The following is an 18315-nucleotide window of genomic DNA, read 5'->3' on the forward strand; positions in this document are numbered from 1 at the left end:
CCGGACAGGACTTTGAATGATCGCCTCGCCCCCTAGAAAAGCAACTATGCGAGATGTCTCACGTCTTGCAGGCGTATCGCAAATGACTGTCTCGCGCGTTCTTGCAGATCCGGAACTGGTATCTGAAGCTACCCGCAAGCGAGTGATGGAAGCTATCGAGCAGCTAAGTTATGTACCAGACCGAGTTGCCGGCAGTCTCTCATCACGGCGTACGAATTTCATCACCGCCATTCTACCGACGCTGACCAACTCCAATTTTGCGGATACCGCCCAGGGACTTGCAGAGTCGTTGCGTCCAAAAGGTTATCAGCTGCTTATCGGCTTTACGATGTATAAGCTCGAGGAAGAAGAGCGTATTATTCGAGCGATGCTTGAACGACGTCCTGATGCAATTGTAGTTGCAGGTACGGTCCATACAAAAGCTGCCACGGAAATGCTGTTGCGTGCCGATATTCCGATCGTCGAAATATGGGGGAAACCCGACAAGCCAATCGATCATTCTGTAGGCTTTTCTAACTATGAAGTTGGGCGCGCCGCCGCACGCCATCTTTTATCACTTGGCCATCGTCGCATAGGGGCACTTGGCTCTCGTACAGACGCGGACGCTATAGATCTTCGCGGCGAAAGTCGATTGATGGGATTTGCCTCCGTGTTGCGTGAGGCGGGAGTGAGCGATGAACTAATAGTGCGTGAAGGAACAGCACCTGTTTCGCATGATCACGGCGCGCGGACCATATCAACTCTGCTAGAGCGCGCACCAGATGTGGAAGCTGTATTCGCAGTTTCGGATATTTCGGCTTTTGGTGCACTTATGGAATGCCATCGTCGCGGTATTAAGGTGCCCGATCAACTATCATTGATGGGGTTCGGCGACTTCGATATTGCGCGTCAGTGCGTTCCGGCAATGACAACGATACGTGTCGATGCTGTTGGGATTGGTGTGAAAACAGGTGAATTGTTACTTAATCTTTTTGAAAAAAGCGATACCGAAGAAATATCGGCAGCCGCATCGTCACTAATTGATGTTGGGTTCAAACTGATCGAGCGCCAGACAGTGGCGAGACGAAAGGTGTAAAATCAAAATTGATCGCAAACTTAAAATGCGACCAAGCTTCAACGTGCTGAAAGCTCGGTCGCGTTTTGAATTCAATAAATAAAATTAGCCGCTATGGAAGCCGCCATCAACCGGCAGTGTAACGCCAGTGATGAAGTTTGCCGCAGGCGAAGCAAGAAAGAGTGCCGCACCAACCAGATCGTCGGTCTCACCCCAACGTTTTAAGGCTGAACGCTGTGCTATTGGCAGCTCTGTTGCCGGATTTTCCCAAAGAGCGCGGGTCATATCCGTGCGATGATAGCCCGGTCCGATTGCGTTGACGCGCACACCGTCTGGACCAAATTTATGTGCCAGAACGCGCGTAAGGCCAAGAATGCCTGTCTTACTCGCGGTATAAGATGGCACACCAGCGTCGGCCAGGTAGCTCAGCATCGAAGCAATCGCGATAACCGAGCCTTTGCTTTCTTTCAGCTTTGGATATGCCGCCATAGACAGGCGGAAGACGCTGTTCAGATTGACGTCCATGACGTCGTTAAAAACGTCATTCTCCCATTCGGTCTGGTCACGCGCGATGCCCTGTGCATTGACCAGCACGTCAATACGTGGCTGCTTTGACATAAATGCAATAGCATTGTCATTGCTGCGCACGTCGAGTTCATAGAACTCAATGCCCTTATTGGCTTCGTCCTTCTCCGCCTTTTCAATCTTCGCGACAGAGCTGCCGCTTGCGGCAACCGAAGCGCCCAGCGCCGCAAAGCCGCGTGCGATTTCAAGACCGATACCACTCGTTGCGCCCGAAACCAGCACGCGCTTGCCTGCAAACAGGTCTTTGGCGAAAGACGAAATAACTTCCTGCATGATAACCTCCCGATAAATGCTAGATAAGCTGCTTTAGTGCGGCGACGACCATGTCCGGCGTTACCTTGATCGGCTCATTGTGAATGATTTCACCTGCACGGCAGGCGCGCTTGGCAACGATTTCAAGCTTCTCGTCCGTCGCGTCTTCAATACCAATATCGGCAAGACGCGTTGGAAGACGTACGGAAAGGCAGAACTCGCGTACCTTCTGAAATTCTTCTTCTGCGCCGTGCAGCTTTAGGCCAGCGAGAACACCGATGGCAACTTTTTCGCCATGCAGATGATGATGAACATCATCCAACTCGCAAAGACCATGATGGATAGCATGGGCTGCTGCAACGCCGCCGGACTCAAAGCCAACGCCGGAAAGCAGAATGTTCGCTTCGATCACACGCTCCATCGCAGGACCGGCCTGCTTGGCATCGCATTCCTTGAGCGATGCTGCACCAAACTCAAAGATTGTATCGCGGCAGAAACGCGCAACTTCATAGGCCAGGCTCACGCCCTGCATCTTCATGCAGTTGAAAGCGCCCGACTGACGGCAAGAGTCCGCTTCGTAGAAGGTTGCAAGCGCATCACCTATACCGGCAGCGAGGAAGCGTGCAGGTGCCTGTGCAATCAGCGCCGTATCAACCAAAACTAGATTAGGGTTGCTTGGCAGGAAGGTATCGTAAGCCACCGATCCATCGTCATTATAAACGACGGCAAGCGCACTGCACGGTGCATCAGATGCTGCAATTGTCGGGAAGATGATCGACGGAAGGCCAAGATCGCGTGCAGCAGCCTTTGCCGTATCAAGCGCCTTACCGCCGCCAACGCCGATAACGACCTTTGCACCGGCTTCACGGGCTTGCGCCACAAGTGCCGCAATCTGACTTTCCGAGCATTCGCCGCCATGGCGAACGATACGCGCCTCTGGACCAGATACGAAAGCTGCATCGACCTTTGGCTTTAGAATATCGAAAATGCCATTATCGAGAAGAACAACAGCCTTGTCGCCAAAGCTTGCAGCTTCTTCGCCAAGACGCGCGATAACGCCAGCGCCCTGAATATAACGACCCGGAAAACGTGCACCGCGCACGGTTGAAGCTGCATTTACCAGCATACATAGCCTCCATCGGCCAGAACAATCGAGCCAGTCATGAGGCTCGATGCTTCGCTTGCAAGGAAGAGAATGACAGACGCGACTTCATCCGTCCGGCCAAGGCGGTTCATTGGCGTACCGCCAACCCAATGGCGGTACATTTCAGGATCGTCATAAACGTATTTGTTCATTTCGGTGTCGATGTAAGTCGGCGCGACCGAGTTAACACGAACGCCACGCGCACCCCATTCAGCAGCCAGCGAACGCGTCAAATGATGCACAGCGGCCTTGGAAGCGTTGTAATTTGCCTGTTCCTGCGGACGGTTGACGATAAAACCGGACATGGAACCAACATTGACAATGTTGCCCGAACCATTCTCGAGCATCGTCTTACCGAACGCGCGGCAGCACCAAAATACGCCGTTGAGATTAACGTCGATGACCTTGTTCCAGACGTGATCTGCCATTGTCTCGGCTGGATGATTGCTGATCGCGATACCGGCATTGTTGACGAGAATATCGACGCGGCCATGACGCGCAATAACCGCATCATGCACACGCTGAACGCCTTCAACATCAGTCACATCCAGCAATTCGCCTTCAACGCTGTAACCTTTGGCGGATAGCTCGGCCAGAGCCTTGTCCAGCAGTTCCTGGCTCATGTCGGTGAGCACAACCTTCGCGCCAGCTTCTGCCAGCGCCTCAGAGGCAGAAAGGCCGATGCCGCGCGCGGCACCTGTGACGACTGCAATCTTGCCGTCAATTCTGAACTTTTCGAGAAACATGGAAATGCTATCCTTGTCTGACTTGCTATTGGACAACCGCGCTTAAAAGCGGCTGTAAACTGGAAAGAAGGTTTTCAGGATCGGCGATTAGAACACCATTTGGAAAAATAAGATCGGTGCGATGCGGCTCTGGCCATCCGATAACGGTCATGCCTGCCGCAAGACCTGAATGAGCACCCGGCACGCTATCTTCAACAACGATGCATTGCGAAGACTCGACACCAAGCAGATAGGCCCCACGCAAATAGGGTTCCGCCGAAGGTTTGCCCTCGCGCACATCATTGCGTGATACACTTATGAAATCAGGACGCTGCAACCCGACTGCACGCAGATTTGCATCCATGAGCATACGGTCCGAATTGGAAACAATGGCGTAAGGAATGCCGGCCTTATCGAGATAGGCCAGTACTTCCGCCGCACCGGGGCGCAGTTTCAACCGGATTGCCCCACTGACATAAGCTGCATATTTCGCTGTGACGAACGCATCGAGATCAGCCGTAAAGCCGGTCTCGTTCCGCAGCAGGGCGTGGCAATCGGCAATGGTTGTGCCGGTTACGCGGTTTTCGAAATTATCCGGAACCACACCCGAAAAGGCCGCTATAGCTTCTAAAAGCGTTTCATAATGAAATGGCTCGCTATCAACGAGCGTGCCATCCATATCGAAAAGAACTGCGCGTGCACTCATTGCGGCAACCTGTCGAGATCGTCATAGAGCGACTGGCTATGCATATAGAGCTTCTCAAAGAAGGCCTGCATCGGCGCATAGATCTCTGACCATTGCGGGGCGGGCTTGATCTCGGTCGAATATTGTACAAGCGCATCGGCAGCATCTTCAACGCTTGAATAACGTCCGGTTGCTGCCGCCGTCATGATCGCGCAACCAACTAGACCGCATTCCGCTTCCTTCGGCACAAGAATCGGAATGCCATAGACGCTGGCTTTGATTTTCAGCCACAACTCCGTCTTCGCACCACCGCCGGAGGCAATCACGCGCTCAAGCTTGGAACCGGAAATGCTGTCGAGAATATTGATATGCCGTTTGACGGCGAAGGCTACGCCTTCCAGCACCGAACGGTGAAGATGCTCAATGCCATGTGCAGCGCCGATACCAAAATACTGTGCCCGCGCATTACGATGTTCGCCAAGGCGTTCGCCGGCAAGATATGGCATGAAGAATAGACGCTCGGAACCGGCAGGCGCTTCTGCGGCTTTTGCGACGATTTCCTCATAGGAAACCTGCTTGTCATGAAAAGCGCGGCGCGCCCAGCGCATAGCATCGCCGCCTGATTCCAGCAGCATGAACGCGCCCCAATTGCCTTCCACCGTGCCGACATTGCAAACGGATGGATCAAGCAAAGGCTTTTCAGTAATCGCGGTGATGATTGCAGAAGTCCCCATAACTTCGGAGCCGACACCCGGACGGCATACACCGGAGCCGAGCAAGGCAACAGGATAATCCGCACCGCCAACCAAAACTGGCGTACCCTCGCGAAGACCTGTCTCGCGTGCGGCTTCTGCCGTGATAGTACCAAGGATTTCCGTGGGATTGCGCAATGGTGCCAGTTGCTTGCGCTCAAGCCCAAGCAGATCAACCATATGCTGCGACCAGTCGCCGGTACGCGGGTCCATGAGGAAGCTCGCGCCGCCATCATTGCGATCCATCGCAATTTCACCAGTGAACTTCAGATTGATATAATCCTTCGGCATCAAAACGGCCGCAGTCCGAGCAAAGGCCTGCGCATCATGATCCCTCAGCCATTGCAGCTTGAAACCCGGCCATGAAGGTGCCGCTGGATTGGCGCTGTGCGCAAGATAATCTGCCGGGCGGTGTTTTGCCTCAAAGGCCGTTACATAATCAACGGTGCGCTTGTCATTCCACAAAGGCGCGGTATCTCGAACCAATTCGCCCTTATCACCAACGAGAACTGTGCCATGCATCTGCCCACATGCAGCAACGGCTATGATCCGATCACGAGCGTCTGGAACCTTATCCAACACATCGCGGATAGAAGCGGCCACGCCCTGCCACCAATCCGCCGGACGCTGTTCCGACCAGCCAAATTGCGGCACGATCTGCTCGTGTTCACGGGCAGCTACTGCAACGACATTGCCACGACCATCCATGAGGGCAGCGCGCACGCTGCCCGTTCCGACGTCGATTGCAAGTGAGAGTTCATTTGGCATGGAACACGTCATCGGGTTTGGAGGAGGATATAATCGGCTTAGTTCTTACGCAGCCAGGTTGATGCATATTGCAGAAGCATCGCGCCGATAATAATGCAGCCCATGAAGACCTGCTGATGATAACCCGGGACGCGGGCAAGGTTCATCATATTGGCGATAATGCCAAGAATGATAACGCCGATGAAAGTGTTGAACGCACCGCCGCGACCACCCATCAGGCTTGCGCCACCAATAACAACCGCCGCGATTGCATCAAGCTCTGCACCGACGCTGATATTGGCCGAACCAATACCAGTACGACTGGTCGAAATGATACCCGCAGCGGCGGCAAGCACGCCCGAAATCACGTAAACCGAAAGCGTATAATAAGAGACCGAAATGCCCGACAGGCGAACAGCTTCGGAGTTAGAACCAATTGCCTTAACCAGACGACCAAAACGGGTGAAGGTCAGAACCGCACCGGCAATCAGGAACACAACGATCATAAGAATGACCGGATACGGCACACTGCCAAGTGTACCCGAACCAAACGCGGTTACGGCAGAACCAGCATCGCCCATCATGATCGGCTGACCGGACGAGAAGATGAACGCAAGACCGCGTGCAATGGTCATAACGGCAAGCGTCGTCACGAAAGGCGGCAGCTTGAGATAGGCAACCAGAATACCAGAAACCAGACCACAGGCAGCACCGGCCAACAGCACACCGCCGATAGCCATTCCGGTTCCATATTGCTGAATGAGGATTGCGGACAACACGCTGCCAAGTGCAGCCACAGAACCAACCGACAAATCAATACCGCGTGTCAGAATAACAAACAACATACCAACTGCCATGAGGCTTGGACCTGCCACCTGACGCAACACGTTCATGATGTTGCGTTCTGTCAGGAAGACATTAGACAAGGAAGTAGCCACGATCAGAACTGCAATCAGAATGGCCACGGTGCCATAACGATTAAGAAGAGCTCCGGCATTGAAAGTTTTCTTCGGCGTTTCAACAACTTCGGTCACGGTTTTACCCAATCAATTAGCTAATGCAGAAGGCTCAGTGCTGGCCGTATTGACCATGGCAAGCTTCAGCAAATTTTCTTCGGAATATTCCTCTGGGTGCAACGAGCCTGTCACCGCGCCTTCACGCATGACCAAAATCCGGTCGCACAGACCGAAAAGCTCAAGATGCTCGGAGGAGATCACCACAACCGCCCGGCCCTCAGCCGCGAGCGATTTGATCAGCGAGTAGATTTCTGTCTTTGCACCAACATCGACGCCGCGGGTCGGCTCGTCGAAAATCAACACATCGCCATCGGCATGAAACCACTTTGCGAGAACGACTTTCTGCTGGTTGCCACCAGACAAGCTTGATGCCGGATCTTCGATGCTGCCAGCTTTAAGACGCAGACGCTTTGAAAGCGTTTCGACCGTAGAGCGTTCGGCGCGCGCCTTCACGAAACCAAACAAGTTCACCAAAGGCGAAAGCTTTGCCATGGTGGAATTAACGCGGATCGGGAAATCAAGGATCAAGCCCTGATCCTTGCGGCTTTCCGGCACAAGACCGATACCAGCCTTCACACCATCACGCGGATTGCGAATGGTCTTTTCTTTGCCATGAATGAAAATACGCCCGGATTTCGCGCGTTCTGCACCAAAGACCAGTCGCATCAATTCCGTGCGCCCTGCCCCGACCAGACCGCCAAGTCCGATGATCTCACCAGCTTTGACCGTCAGCGACACGCCCTTGATGCGTGAGCCATCGGAGAGTTCTTCAAGGCGCAGAACTTCATTACCAACCTTGCGTTCAACGTCTTCGCCGAAAAGCGCCTTTAGCGGACGCCCAACCATAAGACGAATTACATCGTCAACGGTCACGGATGCACATTCTGTGGTGGTGACAGAAGCGCCGTCCTTCATGATCGTGATACGATCAGCAATGCTGAACACTTCATCAAGGCGATGCGAGATATAGATAATTCCAACGCCGCGTTCGCGCAGTGTACGGATGATATCAAGCAGACGATTTGCATCGCGTGCAGACAAGACTGCGGTCGGCTCGTCAAACACCATCACTTGCGCATTGCGCGACAAAGCTTTGGCGATTTCAACGACCTGTTGATGTGCGATCGGGAGATCGCCAACAATAGCACTTGGTGAAATGGAAAAACCCAGACTGGTAATCAGCTCTTTTGCGCGTTTGTTGAGTTCCGGCCATGAGATGACCGAAGGCAACATCCACATGAAGATGTTTTCAGCAACGGTCAGGTCCGTTGCCAGCGCCATTTCCTGATGGATAACGGCAATGCCCTTGGACATAGCATCCATCGGCCCGCGAAAATGCTGCTCTTCATCGCCAACCTTGACCGTGCCCCGGGTCGGGATAAATTCACCGCCGAGAACGCGCATCAGCGTCGATTTACCAGCACCATTTTCACCCAGCAAGGCATGAACCTCACCAGCGCGGAGCGAAAAATCGACACCACGAAGTGCATGAACGCCGCCAAACGACTTCGCTATGCCCGTCAGCTCTACAAGATTTTCCATTTCAATCATTCCAGATCGTCAAGATCCAGGACGCTCCACCCGTATTTCATTTTAGCCCGGAAGAAATGATCTCAATACGACCGCTTTCACGAACACAACTGACACATAACATCAGTCTCGCCGGCCTCCTCAGGCATTCCCATAATGCAGCCGATGCTTAAGTACCAGACCGGCTGCATTATGAAGGCGGGCATTCTTAGAATACAGCGTCTGGCTTGTAATACTTGTCCACATTATCCTTGGTGATGGCGACTGGTGTTGTATAGGTGATCTTTGAGGTATCGGCTGGCAGCGCGCCATCGATTGCCTTCTTCGCTAGATCAACTGCGGTTGCAGCTACAAGTGCTGGATCATTAAGGCCGGTCGCGCCGTAATTGCCTTCTTTGATCATCGCCATGGCTTCTTTCTGGCCATCGGCTGCGGCAACGAGAACAACGCCGTCGAGCTGATTGGACTGCTCCAATGCTTTGCGTGCACCAAGTACCATTGAATCGTTTTCACCCAAGACAACATTAATGTCCGGATTTGCGGTCAGAAGGTCTTCCATAGCCTTCAGGCCACCTTCGTTGTTCCACATGCCCCAGCCCTGACCGACAACTTCAAAACGGACGCGGCCTTCGTTGCGCAACTGGCCTTCAACGAGACCTGCAAGCACACCAAGACGACGCTCTTGACCAACTTCATTGCCCTTGTCGCCGGAAATCAGAGCAATCTTGAGATCTTTGCCCTTGGTCTGGTTTGCAAGCCATTGACCAACGAGCTGACCGTTATTGGCATTAGAAGACTGAACCAGCGTTACGAAATTGGCCGATGGATCAAGCGTGGAATCAACCACGAAAACTTTTACGCCAGCAGCAGTCGCAGCGTTAACAGCTGGAACAAGGCCCTTGCTGTCGCGTGGATTGATGATGAGCGCATTGATGCCCTGCGCAACCATATCTTCAACGTCCGAAACCTGCTTGTTGAGATCATTCTGACCGTCGGCGGTCAATACTTCACAACCCAGCTCTTCCGCGCGTTTCTTCGCCGAAACTTCCTGCGCTGCAAAATAAGGCGCATCGAGCGTCTTCATCGAGATACCAATCTTGCAATCAGCAGCCTGCGCGGCGGCAAGCGCGACAAAAGACGTGGCAACGGCCAGCGATAATTTCAGCGTGACGGACTTCAAAGAATGCATACGGGCTTCTCCTCCTGGATATGGATCGGCTCCTACCGATCTTATGTCGTATTTGGGTAGCATAATTACACAAAAATTCTACGTCAACAAAATTAACAGCAATTTCGTAACGTTTTTACCAATATATAACCGAAATTACCCACTTGATTGTGTTCATATCATATTTTATGTAATTTCACTACTAAATGGAGGAATAAATGTTACGCGAACCTGTAGCGAGCGTGGTCGATCCGAAATCTGGCGGCATGAGCGGCAATACTGGCCGCTACGAAAAACGCCTGAATGACCTTGTTGGTCTCTATGGTGACGAACAAGCTTTTAAAGTCTTGCGCGAAACGCATGGAAATACGGTTGTTTACGATGTCGAGGACTTCAAGCCCGGCAGCCATAGCGGTGACCTGATCTATGGTGTTACCCGCATGAATCCGGGCCGCGTTGGAAACGAGTTCTTTCTTACCCGCGGTCATATTCATGCCAAGGCTGATCGTCCGGAAATTTACTACGGACAGAGCGGACACGGACTGATGCAGCTCGAATCGCCCGCAGGCGAAACCCGCATCGTTGAGATCAAGGCACAGACAATCTGCTACGTGCCGCCATTCTGGATCCATCGCTCGATCAATATAGGCGATACCGACCTCGTTATGGTCTTCGCCTATCCGTCCGACAGCGGGCAGGACTATGGAATCATCGAGAAGTCGAACGGGATGCGCCATCGCGTGATCGCCAAGGCAGACGGCGGCTGGGAGCTGATCGAAAACCCGAATTACAAGTCGCGCGATGCAGCGACCGTCGATGCGCTGATGCGCGAATACGCCTGAAAATTCAACTTGAAGGATATTGCCATGAGCAATCCTATTGACCTAATCGCCAGCCTTGGCGTCGTCCCTGTGATCGCGATTGAGCGCGTCGAAGATGCCGTTCCTCTGGCCGATGCACTGCTCGAAGGCGGCTTGCCGGTTGCTGAAATCACGTTCCGTACCGAAGCCGCGGCAGATGTTCTGGCGGCAATCCGCGATGCACGTCCTGAACTTTGCATTGGCGCGGGCACGATTCTTGACACAGCCAATCTTGATAAAGCAATCGAAAGCGGCGCACGTTTTGGTTTGGCACCGGGCTACGACCCGCGCGTCGTTGATGCTGCATCCAAGGCCAATCTGCCATTCTGCCCCGGCATCATGACACCAACCGACCTGACACTTGCGACCGCGCAGGGTGTGCGTTTGGCAAAATTCTTCCCGGCGGGTGTTGCAGGCGGACCGAAAGCACTTTCCGGCATTGCAGCACCATTCGCTCATCTTGGCGTGCGTTTCATCCCGACCGGTGGCGTTACAGAAGGCACAATCGGCGACTGGCTTGCGATCAAACAAGTCGTGGCCGTTGGCGGCACATGGATCGCCAAGACCGAAGACATTCGCGAAGGCCGCTTTGACGAAATCAAGAAGAATGCCGCCAGCGCCGTGAAAGTGGCGCGCGAAGCTCTGGAGAAGCGCGCATGAGCAAGTATCAGCCAGCCACCCAGCCGACACTCTATTTCATCGGCGTCACCACCGGCAAAAGCTCGATCATGAAGGTTTTTCCGGCTTGGGCTGAATATCTTGGCCTTAAAGACGCTGTGATCAAGGGCATCGATTTCAAGCTGCATGATGACCCGGAAGCCTATCGTGAAGCGGTTGAATTCATTCGCAACGACCCGCTTTCGATGGGCGCGCTTGTCACCACGCACAAGATTGATCTCTTCCATGCTTGCCGCGATATGTTCGATGTGATCGATCCGCACGCGCTACTTATGGACGAAACAAGCTGCATTTCCAAAAAAGACGGCAAGCTTATCTGTCATGCTAAAGACCCGATTTCTTCAGGTCTTTCTATCGACGGTTTCCTTGGTGCAGATTATTTCGAACGTACCGACGCCGATCTTTTCTCGATGGGTGCAGGTGGCTCAACCATTGCAATCACATGGCACCTGATGCGTCAGTCGCGTGGTAAAAATGTGCCGGGTCGCATTATTGTGTCTAACCGCAGTCAGCATCGCCTTGATGAAATCAAGCGTATTCACTCAGAAGTCGCCAGCGACGTTCCAGTTGAATATATTCTGGCTCCACGCCCGGAAGACAATGACGCTGTGCTTAACAGCCTCAAGCCCGGTTCATTCATCATCAATGCGACAGGCCTCGGCAAAGATGCGCCCGGCTCGCCTTTGTCTGATGCGGCCATTTTCCCGGAAAAGTCAGTCGTCTGGGATCTCAACTATCGTGGCAATCTCGTTTTCCTTGCTCAGGCGCGCGCGCAAGAACAGGAAAAGTCGCTGCAAGTTGTGGATGGCTGGACCTACTTCATCCACGGCTGGACGCAGGTGATCGCGGAAGTCTTCCATATCGACATTCCAACAAGCGGTCCTGCTTTCGACCGCATTTCGGAAATCGCTATTGAGGCGGCAGGACGGTAATGATGGCACAGCGTATTCTCGTTACGCCGCGCTCGCTTACTGCCGAGCCGCATCCACACATCGAAAGCCTGCGCAATTCAGGCTTCGAAATCGTCTATTCCACGCCGGGAAAAACGCCCGACGAGGACGAACTTGTGCGTCTTGTAAGCGATGTTTCGGGTTGGCTGGCGGGTGTGGAGCCCGTCTCGCCGCGCGTCATCGAAGCGGCACGTTCGCTCAAAGCCATCAGCCGCAATGGAGTTGGGACCGATAATTTGCCGGTCGAACTTCTAACCGAACGCGGTATCAAGGTGCTGATTGCAGAAGGTGCGAATTCGCTCGGCGTTGCAGAACTGGCCATAGGCCTAATCTTCAGCGCACTACGCTCCATTCCACAAGCTGATACGGGCATCAAGGCCGGTGGCTGGCCCCGTCAGCGTGGCATCGAAATTCGTGGTCGCACCGTTGGCGTTATCGGCTGCGGCGCGATCGGCCGCGAAGTTGCGCGTATGTTGGTGGCAGTTGGTGCGAAGGTGCTGGGCTATGACCCGCTCAAGCCTGACCTTGCTCTTCCGGCTGACAAGTTCAGCTTTGCCGAAATTGACGACATCATCGCTCAGGCCGATATTGTGACGCTACATTGTCCGGCACCGCGTGATGGCTCGACATTAATTTCGCGTGAACGACTTGCGACTGCAAAGCCAGGGCTTATCCTCGTCAACACTGCCCGCGCGAAGCTGGTAGATGATCAAGCGATTATCGACGCTCTCAACAGCGGGCAACTGTCAAATTACGCAACAGATGTGTTCGAGCAAGAGCCGCCTTTGTCACTGGACCTTGCCTCGCACCCAGCCGTTATTGCAACAAGCCATATTGGCGGGTTCACTGCGGAAAGCGTTGACAGAGCCACCAAAATTGCTGCTGACAATCTAGTCGCTGCGTTAAAGAATTAAGGACTTCGATATGCCGGGATGTTTGCAGGAAATCGCTGAGACCCTTCCACTGGAAGAATATCTGCGTAAACCGCCGCAACCCGGCATTCGCCTTTTCTGGCTGGGGCAAGCGGGTTTTGCGCTCGAAGCACACGAAAAGCGCATCGTCATTGACCCTTATCTGTCTAATAGTTTGGCCGAAAAATACAAAGGCACACCGCGCCCACATATACGCATGATGCCGCCGCCGGTTTCACCCGATGGCATTCATTATGTCCATCTGGTGGCATGTACGCATGCGCACACGGACCATATGGACCCCGGCACTTTGCCGACACTTCTCAAGCAAAATCCAAATGCAATTTTGCTTAGCCCTCGCGCGATGAAAGAACAGGCCCTTATCCGCTCAGACGTATCAGAAGACCGTATGACTTTGATTGATGCGGGAGAAGCATACGAACTCGGATCGATCAAAATCACAGCAACTCGCGCCGCCCACGAAACACTAGAAACCGACACAAACGGCGACCACAAATTTCTAGGCTATGTATTTGATTGCGGTGCTTTACGCATCTGGCACTCTGGCGACTGTATTCCCTATGAAGGCTTGGAAGCCGAAGTTGCCGCTTACAATCCCGATGTAGCATTGTTACCGGTAAATGGCCGCAAACCCGAACTCTCGAACAATGGCGTTCCGGGCAACTTCACGCTTGTAGAAGCGATTATGCTAGCACGAACACTTCAATGCACAGACATGATCGCCCATCATTACGGTATGTTTGACTTCAACACCGAAGCACCGGAAAACATTGACTCTGCAGTTAAGGCAACGAATGACGTCGCTATTCATAGAGCGCGCACAAACCTAGCTTTTGTAAGTCGCGCCCTAACCTATTGAATATTTGTCAAAAACCGATTCCGGTTTGCGAATTGATGCTGTAACATATTGAGAATGCGGCCGAAACACGCGGCCGCGAGAGGGATTTTTGAATGGATATTGAAGGGCGCAGCGAGACACGTGGCCTCAACAGCCGCAATATTATTGAAGTCATTCGCACCATGCGACCTGAATTGCGCAAATCAGACCGCAAGGTCGCCGATGTTGTGCTTGAAGATCCTCATCGTATCATGAACGCAACGGTCAGCGAGACCGCAACGCTTGCAGACGTCAGCCAACCGACAGTCCTGCGTTTTGCAACCGCAGTTGGCTGCACAGGTTTTCAGGATTTAAAAATCAAACTGGCGCAGAGCCTCGCACTTGGCACACCGGCAACGCACTCGGTTCTGGTCGAAACCGACGAACCGGAAATAGTTGCAGAAAAAATCTTCGACTATACGATGACCAGTCTCGACTGGGCACGGTCGCGCCTAGATAAAGATGCGCTGCATAAAGCAATCGATATCCTGTCGAACTGCAATGCAATCATGTTTTTTGGCTTCGGCGCGTCAGGTATTGTCGCCCGCGATGCACAGCAGAAATTCCCGCTTTTTGGAGTCCCTTGCGGCGCTGAACTCGACTCGCACCAGCAATTGATGGTTGCGTCGATGATGAAACCGGGCGCGGTAGCCTTTGTCATATCCAATACTGGCACCACCCGCTCCATTATTGAGATTGCCCGTATCGCACGCGAAAACGGTGCAGCGGTAATCTGTCTGACTGGCTCGGACACGCCGCTTACCAATTATTGCGATGTTTCGCTCATTGTCGAAACACTCGAAAATACCAATATGTACACGCCGACCATTTCGCGCATTGCCGCTTTGGTGGTGATCGATATTCTCTCGACCAGCGTTGCCATGCGCCGCCCGACGGGCGAGCAAGACCGCATTCACCGCATGAAGCGTTTGCTCAGCGATATGCGCAAGATGCAACCCATCTGAATTCGAGATAAAAAAGTGCCGGAATTGTAGGAGCAATTCCGGCGAGTTGTTCTCCAGGTAGAGAATTCTTGAGCACCCCGTTAAAGAGTCTTGAGCATCCCGCCATCAACAAAATAAGTCGAACCAACGCTGTAGCTTGCGCGCGGCGAGCACAGGAAGACAAAGAAGTGCGCCAGCTCTTCCGGCGTGCCGAAACGCTTGGAGGCAGCGTGTTCATTGGCTACATCCTGCAGATAGCCTTCCCAGTCTCCGCCCTTATCGGCAGTGAGCTGCTTGGCTGTCTTCACCCAATCAGGCGTCAGGATGAGGCCAGGATTAACGCAGTTGACACGGATATTGTCGCCAATGACTTCGGTAGAAAGCGTCTTCGAGAACATCATCAAGGCTGACTTGGTGACGTTGTAAATCGGCTCATACCAAAGCGGCTGCACAGCACAGATCGAAGCATTATGCAGCACAACACCGCCGCCCTTAGCCTTCATCTGCGGCACCAATCCACGCGCTAGGCGAACTGCGGCCATGACATGCAGGTCCCAATAGAATTGCCACTTTTCATCCGGCGCTTCCATGATGGTCTCATTGGAGCCAGTACCTGCATTGTTGATGAGAATATCTGCACCACCTGCGGAAGCTGCGGCGGCGATAACGGCGTCTGTGCCTTCTACAGTCGCCATATCAGCAGAAACGCCAATAGCATTGATACCAAACTTTTCAGCGATGCGCAGTGCTTCAGCTTCCACGCGTTCTTTACCGCGTGCCACGAGCACAAGATTGGTGCCTTCTGCGGCCAATCCTTCAGCGATAGCCAAACCGATGCCGACCGACGCGCCGGTGATGACGGCGGTCTTTCCCTTTAATTGCAGATCCATAATAACTCCTGCGATACAGCCGCAAGGCTGCCTATTTTGCGATGAGGATATTGTCGCGATCCATAGTGACAGCGACGGTTAGAATGAGCACAGCACCAAAAACGATCTGCTGGGCGAAGATGTCGATGCCGACAAATGTCATGCCAATGCGCACGACCGACACGATCAGCGCCCCGACCAGTGTGCGCCCAACACCACCAAGTCCGCCAGTAATTGGCGTACCGCCTACGAGGACTGCGGCGATGGCTGGAAGCAGCAACTGGCTGGCACCTGTTGGCGAACCGCTGGTCATGCGCGCTGCCAGCATGACGCCTGCAACCGCAGCAAAGAGAGCAGACAAAACGAACGCACAGACTTTTTGACGATCCACATGGATACCGGCAGCAATTGCAGCGGGTTCGCCAGCACCGATGGCGTAGCAATAGCGCCCGAAGCGGGTATAGCGCTGGATGTAAATACCGATGAGACACATCAGCAGGCCAAGCAGAATGATGTTTGGAACACCAAGCGTCGTACCGGCAATCCAGTTGAGCATTGGACGATCAGCTGCGCTGATACCAATGCTGCGCGCTTTGGAAAGATAAAGTGCAATACCTGAAACCACGCCGCCCGTCGCAAGCGTTGCGATAAAGGAGGGAATTTTCAGACGCACATGCACAAGGCCACTGAACAATCCGGCACCAACCCCGCAAAGAAGCGCGATTGGAAAGGCCAACAGCCCGACTTCAGGCAAGAGCATGGCCGTCACCACGCTTGCAAGCGAAGCCACCGCTGGCAGGCTCAGATCAATGCCACCGATTACGATGACAAAGGACAGACCAGCGGCAAGCGTGAACAGCGCCATAGTATCTGCGAGCAAAATCAAACCGGTATTGACGCTGGCAAAGCCCGGCGAATAGGCCGAAATGAGCACCACCATAACGACCAGAAAGCCGAGCGGTGCATATTGACGTAATTGTGCAGCAGTAAACAATGTAGATGCACCTGAAACGTTGGGGAGAGCGGTTTTCTCGTTCATAATCACACCATGTGCTCGACCAGTTGCACCTGCGACGGCTTTGCGCCTGTCGAAGCGGGAATGCGTGCGGTGACTTCTCCATCACGCATGACAAGAATGTTGTGCGACAGACCGATAGTCTCTTCGAGAGTGTCGGCGATAAGGATGATCGCATAACCCTCGCGGCTTAGCTGACGCATCAGGCGGAAGATTTCTTCCTTCGCACCCACATCCACGCCGCGCGTTGGATGATCTAGGATGAGAATGCGGGAGCCTGCCGTCAGCCACTTGGCCAAAACGACCTTCTGCTGATTACCGCCGCTCAATGCCTGACACAGAGCATGAGGCCCCGGCGCACGGATCGAGAGTTTCTTGATCCAATCTTCAGCCAGTGTCGTCTCGCGGCTATGCTGAATACCAATCGGGCCTTCCACAACATCAAGACGCGATAGCGTGATGTTGGAGGCAATCGGCATCATCATCACGAGGCCTTCGAGCCTGCGTTCGCTAGGAATATACCCTATGCCGCGCGCCACAGCCTCGGTAGGATTGGCGAGTTTAACCACCTTGCCATTAAGAAGCATCTCACCCGACGTTGGTGTCTCAAAGCCAAAGAAACTACGGATAAGTTCTTCTCGCCCAGAGCCAATGACACCGGCAATTCCAAGTATCTCACCTTCGCGAAGCGACAGATCGACATTGTGATATTTGCCCGTACAGGACAGATTGCGCGCTTCGAGCGCAATATTGTCGCTCGGTTCGGTTTGCTCAGACTCCAGATAATATTCGGTGTGCATTTCGCGGCCCACCATGATCCGGTGAAGATCAGCACCATCGACGCCCGCCGCATCCATCGTGGCAACGCCCTGCCCGTCTTTCATCACATAGATGCGGTCGCTGATTTCCAGCACTTCATCAAGGCGATGCGAAACAAAGACAAAGCTTGCACGTGATTTGAGCGCCCGAACACGATCAAACAGAATATCGATTTCTGATTGCTCCAGAACCGATGTCGGCTCATCAAGCAGAATGATCAGATCGCCTTCGACGCGATCCGCCAATGACAGCGCTTTCGCAAGCTCGACCATCTGACGCTCGGCAAATGAGAGATCACCTGCAAGCGTCGCCGGATCAGCATGAATACCGACCTGCGTCAAGTGCTTGGCGGCTACTTCATTCATTTTGCGCCAGTTAACAAGACCAAAACGGATAAAACGCTGTTCTTGTCCTAGAAATATATTCTGCGCGATGGAGAGGTTCAGCAGCAGCGACTGCTCCTGAAACACCATGGCGACGCCCTGCTCATTCGCCTGTTGCGGCGAGTTGACGGCAAATGGCTTTCCGTTACGGGTGATTGTGCCAGTGCTAGGGCGCTGGGTGCCAGCGAGAATGCGCATCAACGTGGATTTACCCGCGCCGTTTTCGCCCACAAGTCCAACCACTTCGCCCGGGCGAATTTCCAGATCCACGCCCTTGAGAGCATGAACACTGCCAAATGATTTTGTCAGTCCACTGATCGTCAACATGGC

At 53.4% G+C, this 18315-nt stretch carries 18 protein-coding genes; 7 read left to right on the plus strand and 11 right to left on the minus strand.

Annotation, left to right across the window (positions count from 1 at the left end; translation table 11 throughout):
* Positions 1–46 precede the first annotated feature (46 nt).
* Positions 47–1075: a LacI family DNA-binding transcriptional regulator gene (locus CEV34_RS24970; RefSeq protein ID WP_007880048.1), complete on the plus strand. Its 1029-nt coding sequence runs from the start codon at positions 47–49 to the stop codon at positions 1073–1075.
* A gap of 84 nt (positions 1076–1159) precedes the next feature.
* Here the strand turns inward: CEV34_RS24970 and CEV34_RS24975 are convergent, their stop codons facing one another.
* The 8 genes from CEV34_RS24975 to CEV34_RS25010 form a co-directional block, all read right to left on the minus strand.
* Entirely contained in the window at positions 1160–1912 is a 753-nt protein-coding gene (locus CEV34_RS24975) for an SDR family NAD(P)-dependent oxidoreductase (protein ID WP_007880056.1), read from the minus strand.
* Positions 1913–1931: 19 nt separating this feature from the next.
* Positions 1932–3017 (minus strand): glycerol dehydrogenase, encoded by a 1086-nt coding sequence (locus CEV34_RS24980; RefSeq protein WP_007880058.1) that lies wholly within the window; start codon positions 3015–3017, stop codon positions 1932–1934.
* Entirely contained in the window at positions 3008–3781 is a 774-nt protein-coding gene (locus CEV34_RS24985; protein ID WP_094544743.1) for an SDR family NAD(P)-dependent oxidoreductase, read from the minus strand. The genes CEV34_RS24980 and CEV34_RS24985 overlap by 10 nt, the downstream gene beginning before the upstream one ends.
* A gap of 25 nt (positions 3782–3806) precedes the next feature.
* On the minus strand, positions 3807–4466 hold the full coding sequence (locus tag CEV34_RS24990; protein WP_007880062.1) for an HAD family hydrolase: 660 nt from the start codon (positions 4464–4466) through the stop codon (positions 3807–3809).
* Complete coding sequence (locus tag CEV34_RS24995; protein WP_007880063.1) at positions 4463–5965, minus strand: xylulokinase; 1503 nt, start codon at positions 5963–5965, stop codon at positions 4463–4465. Before CEV34_RS24995 ends, CEV34_RS24990 begins: the two co-directional genes overlap by 4 nt.
* Positions 5966–6003: 38 nt before the next feature.
* A complete protein-coding gene (locus CEV34_RS25000; RefSeq protein WP_039860975.1) occupies positions 6004–6978 on the minus strand; it encodes an ABC transporter permease in 975 nt (324 codons plus the stop codon).
* Positions 6979–6990: 12 nt separating this feature from the next.
* Positions 6991–8502: a sugar ABC transporter ATP-binding protein gene (locus CEV34_RS25005; RefSeq protein ID WP_039860977.1), complete on the minus strand. Its 1512-nt coding sequence runs from the start codon at positions 8500–8502 to the stop codon at positions 6991–6993.
* 196 nt (positions 8503–8698) lie between these two features.
* Positions 8699–9670 (minus strand): sugar ABC transporter substrate-binding protein, encoded by a 972-nt coding sequence (locus CEV34_RS25010; protein WP_039860978.1) that lies wholly within the window; start codon positions 9668–9670, stop codon positions 8699–8701.
* 206 nt (positions 9671–9876) lie between these two features.
* Between CEV34_RS25010 and CEV34_RS25015 the strand changes: the two genes are divergently transcribed.
* The 6 genes from CEV34_RS25015 (at position 9877) to CEV34_RS25040 (ending at position 14920) form a co-directional block, all read left to right on the plus strand.
* Entirely contained in the window at positions 9877–10500 is a 624-nt protein-coding gene (locus CEV34_RS25015; protein ID WP_007880075.1) for a glucose-6-phosphate isomerase, read from the plus strand.
* Positions 10501–10524: 24 nt separating this feature from the next.
* Positions 10525–11178: a bifunctional 4-hydroxy-2-oxoglutarate aldolase/2-dehydro-3-deoxy-phosphogluconate aldolase gene (gene eda / locus CEV34_RS25020; RefSeq protein WP_007880076.1), complete on the plus strand. Its 654-nt coding sequence runs from the start codon at positions 10525–10527 to the stop codon at positions 11176–11178.
* On the plus strand, positions 11175–12128 hold the full coding sequence (locus CEV34_RS25025) for a shikimate dehydrogenase family protein (RefSeq protein ID WP_007880077.1): 954 nt from the start codon (positions 11175–11177) through the stop codon (positions 12126–12128). Before eda ends, CEV34_RS25025 begins: the two co-directional genes overlap by 4 nt.
* On the plus strand, positions 12128–13060 hold the full coding sequence (locus tag CEV34_RS25030) for a phosphoglycerate dehydrogenase (RefSeq protein WP_007880079.1): 933 nt from the start codon (positions 12128–12130) through the stop codon (positions 13058–13060). The genes CEV34_RS25025 and CEV34_RS25030 overlap by 1 nt, the downstream gene beginning before the upstream one ends.
* Positions 13061–13082: 22 nt before the next feature.
* Positions 13083–13937 carry an MBL fold metallo-hydrolase gene (locus tag CEV34_RS25035; RefSeq protein WP_039860970.1) on the plus strand — a complete coding sequence of 285 codons (855 nt, stop codon included), beginning with the start codon at positions 13083–13085 and terminating at the stop codon, positions 13935–13937.
* 92 nt (positions 13938–14029) lie between these two features.
* The gene (locus CEV34_RS25040; RefSeq protein WP_007880084.1) at positions 14030–14920 is read left to right on the plus strand and encodes an SIS domain-containing protein; all 891 of its coding nucleotides are present in this window, start codon (positions 14030–14032) and stop codon (positions 14918–14920) included.
* An 80-nt stretch (positions 14921–15000) separates the two neighbouring features.
* Here CEV34_RS25040 and CEV34_RS25045 read toward each other — a convergent pair whose 3' ends face one another.
* From CEV34_RS25045 to CEV34_RS25055, 3 genes are read right to left on the minus strand one after another with little or no spacing between them, the layout of a single operon-like run.
* The gene (locus CEV34_RS25045; RefSeq protein WP_007880085.1) at positions 15001–15789 is read right to left on the minus strand and encodes an SDR family NAD(P)-dependent oxidoreductase; all 789 of its coding nucleotides are present in this window, start codon (positions 15787–15789) and stop codon (positions 15001–15003) included.
* A gap of 31 nt (positions 15790–15820) precedes the next feature.
* Positions 15821–16807 (minus strand): ABC transporter permease, encoded by a 987-nt coding sequence (locus tag CEV34_RS25050; RefSeq protein ID WP_051064007.1) that lies wholly within the window; start codon positions 16805–16807, stop codon positions 15821–15823.
* A gap of 2 nt (positions 16808–16809) precedes the next feature.
* The gene (locus tag CEV34_RS25055; RefSeq protein ID WP_007880089.1) at positions 16810–18312 is read right to left on the minus strand and encodes a sugar ABC transporter ATP-binding protein; all 1503 of its coding nucleotides are present in this window, start codon (positions 18310–18312) and stop codon (positions 16810–16812) included.
* Positions 18313–18315 lie beyond the last annotated feature (3 nt).

The organism is Brucella pseudogrignonensis, assembly GCF_002252525.1.
GTDB classification, from domain to species: domain Bacteria; phylum Pseudomonadota; class Alphaproteobacteria; order Rhizobiales; family Rhizobiaceae; genus Brucella; species Brucella pseudogrignonensis.

Excerpts from the sequence above, each read along its gene's own strand:
- CEV34_RS24970 (WP_007880048.1), top strand. The coding sequence starts at position 47 with ATGCGAGATGTCTCACGTCTTGCAGGCGTATCGCAAATGACTGTCTCG.
- CEV34_RS24975 (WP_007880056.1), bottom strand. The coding sequence starts at position 1,912 with ATGCAGGAAGTTATTTCGTCTTTCGCCAAAGACCTGTTTGCAGGCAAG.
- CEV34_RS24980 (WP_007880058.1), bottom strand. The coding sequence starts at position 3,017 with ATGCTGGTAAATGCAGCTTCAACCGTGCGCGGTGCACGTTTTCCGGGT.
- CEV34_RS24985 (WP_094544743.1), bottom strand. The coding sequence starts at position 3,781 with ATGTTTCTCGAAAAGTTCAGAATTGACGGCAAGATTGCAGTCGTCACA.
- CEV34_RS24990 (WP_007880062.1), bottom strand. The coding sequence starts at position 4,466 with ATGAGTGCACGCGCAGTTCTTTTCGATATGGATGGCACGCTCGTTGAT.
- CEV34_RS24995 (WP_007880063.1), bottom strand. The coding sequence starts at position 5,965 with ATGCCAAATGAACTCTCACTTGCAATCGACGTCGGAACGGGCAGCGTG.
- CEV34_RS25005 (WP_039860977.1), bottom strand. The coding sequence starts at position 8,502 with ATGGAAAATCTTGTAGAGCTGACGGGCATAGCGAAGTCGTTTGGCGGC.
- CEV34_RS25015 (WP_007880075.1), top strand. The coding sequence starts at position 9,877 with ATGTTACGCGAACCTGTAGCGAGCGTGGTCGATCCGAAATCTGGCGGC.
- eda (WP_007880076.1), top strand. The coding sequence starts at position 10,525 with ATGAGCAATCCTATTGACCTAATCGCCAGCCTTGGCGTCGTCCCTGTG.
- CEV34_RS25025 (WP_007880077.1), top strand. The coding sequence starts at position 11,175 with ATGAGCAAGTATCAGCCAGCCACCCAGCCGACACTCTATTTCATCGGC.
- CEV34_RS25030 (WP_007880079.1), top strand. The coding sequence starts at position 12,128 with ATGATGGCACAGCGTATTCTCGTTACGCCGCGCTCGCTTACTGCCGAG.
- CEV34_RS25040 (WP_007880084.1), top strand. The coding sequence starts at position 14,030 with ATGGATATTGAAGGGCGCAGCGAGACACGTGGCCTCAACAGCCGCAAT.
- CEV34_RS25045 (WP_007880085.1), bottom strand. The coding sequence starts at position 15,789 with ATGGATCTGCAATTAAAGGGAAAGACCGCCGTCATCACCGGCGCGTCG.
- CEV34_RS25050 (WP_051064007.1), bottom strand. The coding sequence starts at position 16,807 with ATGAACGAGAAAACCGCTCTCCCCAACGTTTCAGGTGCATCTACATTG.
- CEV34_RS25055 (WP_007880089.1), bottom strand. The coding sequence starts at position 18,312 with ATGTTGACGATCAGTGGACTGACAAAATCATTTGGCAGTGTTCATGCT.